This is a genomic window from uncultured Anaerotruncus sp. (assembly GCF_902490045.1).
Classification (GTDB): Bacteria; Bacillota; Clostridia; order Oscillospirales; family Ruminococcaceae; genus Anaerotruncus.
Genome location: NZ_CABUCJ010000155.1, coordinates 1 through 4,860 on the forward strand (window position 1 = coordinate 1; position 4,860 = coordinate 4,860).

The 4,860-nt window shown below is 66.1% G+C and carries 6 protein-coding genes; all 6 read left to right on the top strand.

Annotated elements, in window-relative coordinates; translation table 11 throughout:
- The first annotated feature begins 205 nt into the window (after positions 1-205).
- The 6 genes from moaA to RDM88_RS11855 are packed head-to-tail and all read left to right on the top strand — an operon-like array spanning position 206 to position 4,804.
- Entirely contained in the window at positions 206-1,171 is a 966-nt protein-coding gene (moaA, locus tag RDM88_RS11830; RefSeq protein WP_308755032.1) for a GTP 3',8-cyclase MoaA, read from the top strand.
- Between the two features lie 5 nt (positions 1,172-1,176).
- Positions 1,177-1,611, top strand: coding sequence for an MOSC domain-containing protein (locus RDM88_RS11835; RefSeq protein ID WP_308755033.1), 435 nt, complete (start codon positions 1,177-1,179; stop codon positions 1,609-1,611).
- Positions 1,604-2,095 carry a MogA/MoaB family molybdenum cofactor biosynthesis protein gene (locus RDM88_RS11840; protein WP_308755034.1) on the top strand — a complete coding sequence of 164 codons (492 nt, stop codon included), beginning with the start codon at positions 1,604-1,606 and terminating at the stop codon, positions 2,093-2,095. Before RDM88_RS11835 ends, RDM88_RS11840 begins: the two co-directional genes overlap by 8 nt.
- Before the next feature lie 24 nt (positions 2,096-2,119).
- Positions 2,120-2,983 carry a molybdate ABC transporter substrate-binding protein gene (gene modA, locus RDM88_RS11845; RefSeq protein ID WP_308755035.1) on the top strand — a complete coding sequence of 288 codons (864 nt, stop codon included), beginning with the start codon at positions 2,120-2,122 and terminating at the stop codon, positions 2,981-2,983.
- 58 nt (positions 2,984-3,041) lie between these two features.
- Positions 3,042-3,728: a molybdate ABC transporter permease subunit gene (gene modB / locus RDM88_RS11850; protein WP_308755036.1), complete on the top strand. Its 687-nt coding sequence runs from the start codon at positions 3,042-3,044 to the stop codon at positions 3,726-3,728.
- Positions 3,725-4,804 (top strand): ATP-binding cassette domain-containing protein, encoded by a 1,080-nt coding sequence (locus RDM88_RS11855; protein WP_308755037.1) that lies wholly within the window; start codon positions 3,725-3,727, stop codon positions 4,802-4,804. Before modB ends, RDM88_RS11855 begins: the two co-directional genes overlap by 4 nt.
- Positions 4,805-4,860: the final 56 nt, after the last annotated feature.

Here is a 4,860-nt window from a genome sequence, read left to right on the forward strand (position 1 = left end):
GCGCCCTTCTTTGGTTCCTTTCTTGGGCGAACAAGAAAGGAACTCGCCGCCGGTCGACTACCGGCAGACCCTCCGCCCGCTGGGCGGAATATCTAAAACAGGCGCGCGGCAGAACGCGCAAGTAATTCTTGCCGCTTGGAAAGCGGCAATTCCCGAAAAAGCTCTGCCGGGCGCGCCGCCCGGTTCCATAAAAGGCGGTGAACCGATGAAAGACCAATATAACCGCGAGATCGACTATCTGCGCATCTCGGTGACCGACCGGTGCAATCTGCGGTGTGTCTACTGTATGCCCGAGGAGGGCGTGGAGACGGTCGCGCACGATGAAATCCTGAGCTACGAGGAGATCCTGCGGGTCTGCCGGTGCGCGGCGGAGCTCGGCTTCTGGCGGATAAAATTGACCGGCGGGGAACCGCTCGTGCGGCGGGGCGTCGCGGGACTGGCGAAGGAGATCAAGGCGGTCCCCGGCATCCGGCAGGTCACGATGACGACCAACGGCGTGCTGCTGGGGGATTACGCGGAGGAACTCGCGGCGGCGGGACTGGACGCGGTCAACGTGAGCCTCGATACCCTCGACCCAGAGGCGTTCCACAGGATCACCCGGCGGGGGGAGCTTTCACGGGTGCTCGGTTCGATCGACCGTGCGCTTGCGGCGGGCCTGCGGGTGAAGCTCAACTGTGTGCCCACGCGGGGCAGCGACGAGGTGGAAAAGCTCGCCCTGCTCGCGAAGGACCGCCCGATCGACGTGCGGTTCATCGAGTTGATGCCGGTCGGGGAGGGGAACCCCTCCGAGGGCGTCCCGGCGGATGAAATCCGCAGGCGGCTGGCCGCCGCCTACGGTCCTCTGACGGAATACGCGGGGGAGTGGGGCAACGGCCCCGCGTCCTATTGCGACATCCCCGGCTTTTCCGGAAAGATCGGGTTTATCTCGGCGATGAGCCACCGGTTCTGCGGCGGCTGCAACCGGGTCCGGCTGACGGCGACCGGCTTTTTGAAGCGCTGCCTCCACTTTGACGAGGGGACGGACCTGCGGGCGTTCCTGCGGGGCAGCGCGGACGACGCGGCGCTCACCGAAGCGGTTCGCGCGGCGGTGTGGGGCAAGCCGGCCCACCACCTCTTCGGGGAAGATGCGGCGCATGTGGAACGGCGGAAAATGGTACAGATCGGAGGATAAGGAGTATGGGAAAGGTGATTGCGGTGTGCGTAAGCGAGCGCCGCGGCATACAGAAGACAAACGTTCATTCGGCGCTGTTCCGGGAGAACTGGGGCATCGAGGGGGACGCGCACGCGGGGGATTGGCACCGCCAGGTGAGCCTGCTCTCCCATGACAAAATCGAGGCGTTCCGGGCGCGCGGAGCCGAGGTGGGCGACGGCGCGTTCGGGGAGAACCTCGTGGTCGAGGGGATCGACTTCCGGAGCCTGCCGGTCGGCACGGTGCTCGAGTGCAGCGGCGTGGTGCTCGAGATGACCCAGATCGGCAAGGAGTGCCACTCCCACTGTGAAATCTTTAAGAAGATGGGAGAATGCATCATGCCGACCGAGGGGGTCTTTGCCCGGGTGATCCAGGGCGGGACGATCTCGGAGGGCGACCGGATGGAGGTGCGCCGTGTTTAGGGTTGCGATTGTGACGCTGTCCGACAAGGGCGCCGCGGGAGAGCGGACGGATGAAAGCGGCGCGGTCATCCGCGAAATCGCGGAGCAAAACGGCTACGAGGTCGTCTCCTACACGCTGCTGCCCGACGACCGGGAACGGATTTCCGCCGAGTTGCGGCGGCTGTGCGACGAAAACGTCGCGGAGCTGGTGCTGACCACGGGCGGGACGGGTTTTTCCCCCCGCGACTGCACGCCGGAGGCCACGCTCGACGTGGCCGAGCGGCTCGCCCCCGGCATCGTTGAGGCGATGCGTTATTCGAGCTTAAATATAACGAAGCGCGCGATGCTTTCCCGCGCCGTCGCGGTCATCCGGGGGAGGACGCTCATTGTCAACCTCCCCGGCAGCCCCAAGGCGGTCCGGGAGAATCTGGAATATGTGATCCCCGCGCTCGGGCACGGCCTGGAAATTCTCACCGGCCGCGCTGGGGAGTGCGCAAGAAAATAGATGACAACCGGGAGGAAATGAAACATGAAAAAATTGTTAAGCGTACTGCTCGCGGCCCTGATGCTCTTCGCGATCGCCGGATGCGGCGCGTCCGAACCCGCGCCGGCCCCCGCGGAGCCCGCGCAGGAAGCCGCCCCCGCGGAACCCGCGTCCGAGAGCGAGCCCGCCGGAGAGCCCGCGGTTTCCGAGGAGCCGGTGACCATCCTTGTGGCGGCCGCCGCGAGCCTTGAGTATTCCTACAAGGACGAGTTGATCCCGATGTTCACCGAGAGGTATCCGTACATCACGGTGGAGGGCACCTACGACAGCTCGGGCAAGCTGCAGACCCAGATCGAGGAGGGGCTTGAGGCGGACGTCTTCATGTCCGCGGCGACCAAGCAGATGAACGCGCTCAAGGACGAGTCGCTCATCGACGCGGATTCGATCGTCGACCTGCTGGAGAATAAGATCGTGCTGATCGCGCCGGCCGGTTCCGACTCCGCCGCGAAGAGCTTTGAGACGGCGGCCGACGCGGCGACGATCGCCGTGGGCGATCCCGAGAGCGTCCCCGCGGGCCAGTATGCCAGGGAGGCGTTCACCAGCCTGGGCCTCTGGGACGCGGTTTCCGCCAAGGCGAGCCTGGGCACCAACGTGACCGAGGTGCTCAACTGGGTGGCCGAGGGCAGCGCCGACGTGGGCGTCGTCTACGCGACCGACGCGGCGACGACCGACAGGGTGCAGGTGGTTGCCGAAGCGCCGGAGGGCAGCCTGGAAAAGAAGATCATCTACCCGGTCGGCATCGTGGCCGCCTCGCAGCATAAGGACGCCGCGCGGCTCTTTGTCGAGTTCTTGCAGAGCGACGAGGCGCTGGCCGTCTTTGAGAAGTACGGCTTCACCCCCAATAAATAATCCGAAATGACAAATCCCGCGCCGGGCCCTGGGCCCGGCGCGGCGGGGAGGGACGGCATTGGATTTATCCCCCATCCTGATATCCATGAAGACGGCGGCGGTTTCGATCTTTGTCACCTTTTTTCTCGGCGTGTTCGCCGCCCGGCTGGTTGCCGGGATGCGGCGGGAACGCCTGAAAATGGTGCTCGACGGGATCCTGACCCTGCCGCTTGTGCTTCCGCCCACCGTGGCGGGCTTTTTCCTGCTCTACATCTTCGGCGTCAAACGCCCGGTCGGCCGGTTCTTCATCGAGTATTTCAGCGTGAAGATCGCCTTTTCGTGGGGAGCGACGGTACTTGCGGCGGTGGTCGTCTCCTTCCCGCTCATGTACCGGTCGGCGCGGGGTGCGTTTGAACAGGTCGATCAGGACCTCGTCTGCGCGGCGCGCACGATCGGCATGTCCGAGCGCGCGATCTTCTGGCGGGTGGTCATGCCGCTGGCCGCGCCGGGCGTCGCCAGCGGCGGGGTGGTCGCCTTCGCGCGCGGGCTGGGCGAATTCGGGGCGACCGCCATGATCGCCGGGAATATCGCGGGCAAGACCCGCACGCTGCCGCTCGCGATCTACTCCGCCGTCGCCGCGGGGGATATGGCGGGCGCCTACGACTATGTGGCGATCATCGTGATGATCTCGCTGCTCGCCGTTATCAGCATGAACTGGTTCGCCTCCCGGGAGAGCCGCTATAAGCGGAAGGGGGCGGAGAAATGAGCCTGGAAGTGCGGATCAGGCGCACGCTGCGCGACTTCTCACTCGAGACGGCGTTCACCACGTCGGACGGGGTGCTGGGCATCCTCGGCGCGTCGGGCTGCGGCAAAAGCATGACGCTGCGCTGCATCGCGGGGGTGGAGACCCCCGACGAGGGGCGCATCGTCCTCAACGGCCGGGTGCTCTTCGACTCGGCGGCGGGGATCAACCTGCCGCCCCAGCGGCGGCGGGTGGGCTATCTCTTCCAGAGCTACGCCCTCTTCCCGCACATGACGGTGGAGGAGAATATCGCCTGCGCCCTCGGGCGGGAGAGGGATCGGGCAGAGCGCGCCGGGAAGATCGCCGCGCTGGTCGGGCAATTTCGGCTGGAGGGGCTGGAAAAGCGGTATCCCGGCCAGCTTTCGGGCGGCCAGCAGCAGCGGGTCGCGCTCGCGCGCATCCTCGCCTACGAGCCGGAGGCGTTGCTCCTGGACGAGCCGTTTTCGGCGCTCGACGCGCACCTCAAGGAGAAGCTCCAGCTGGAGCTTCTCGAACTGCTGCGCGGCTACTCAGGGGACGCGGTAATGGTGACCCACAGCCGGGACGAGGCGTACCGCCTCTGCGGGCGGCTGCTCATTATGGAGCATGGCCGTCCCGTCTCGGAGGGGGCCACGCGGGAGCTCTTCAAAAACCCCGGCACGCTGACAGCGGCCCGTCTGACCGGCTGCAAAAATCTCTGCCCGGCCCGCAAGATCGGGGAGGATCTTGTTGAAGTCCCCGGCTGGGGCGTACGGTTCAGGGTCGTCCCGCCCGTGCCCGACGACCTTGCCTGTGTGGGCATCCGCGCGCACGATTTCCACCCCGCGCGGGCGGGCGTGGAAAACGCCATGCGCATCGAGGTGTGCGAACGGGTGGAAAGCCCGTTCGAGTGGTATATCCTCTTCCGGAACGCCGATGGCGGGGAGGGGGAGGCGCTCTGGTGGAAATTCAGCAAGCAGCTTGCCGAGGTGGAAAACGCGGAATACCTGTCGGTCGCGCCGGAAAGCATCCTGCTCCTGCGGGACGCCTCCGGAGGGAGCGGCCGCGGCGGCTGTGCTTAACCGTTTGGAATGAGAAATGGCGCATACGAAGGCGGCCGCCCGGAGGGGCGGCCGCC

What these genes read in the sequence shown, in the direction of transcription:
- moaA (WP_308755032.1), top strand. Translation starts at nt 206, where the DNA reads ATGAAAGACCAATATAACCGCGAGATCGACTATCTGCGCATCTCGGTG.
- RDM88_RS11835 (WP_308755033.1), top strand. Translation starts at nt 1,177, where the DNA reads ATGGGAAAGGTGATTGCGGTGTGCGTAAGCGAGCGCCGCGGCATACAG.
- modA (WP_308755035.1), top strand. Translation starts at nt 2,120, where the DNA reads ATGAAAAAATTGTTAAGCGTACTGCTCGCGGCCCTGATGCTCTTCGCG.
- RDM88_RS11855 (WP_308755037.1), top strand. Translation starts at nt 3,725, where the DNA reads ATGAGCCTGGAAGTGCGGATCAGGCGCACGCTGCGCGACTTCTCACTC.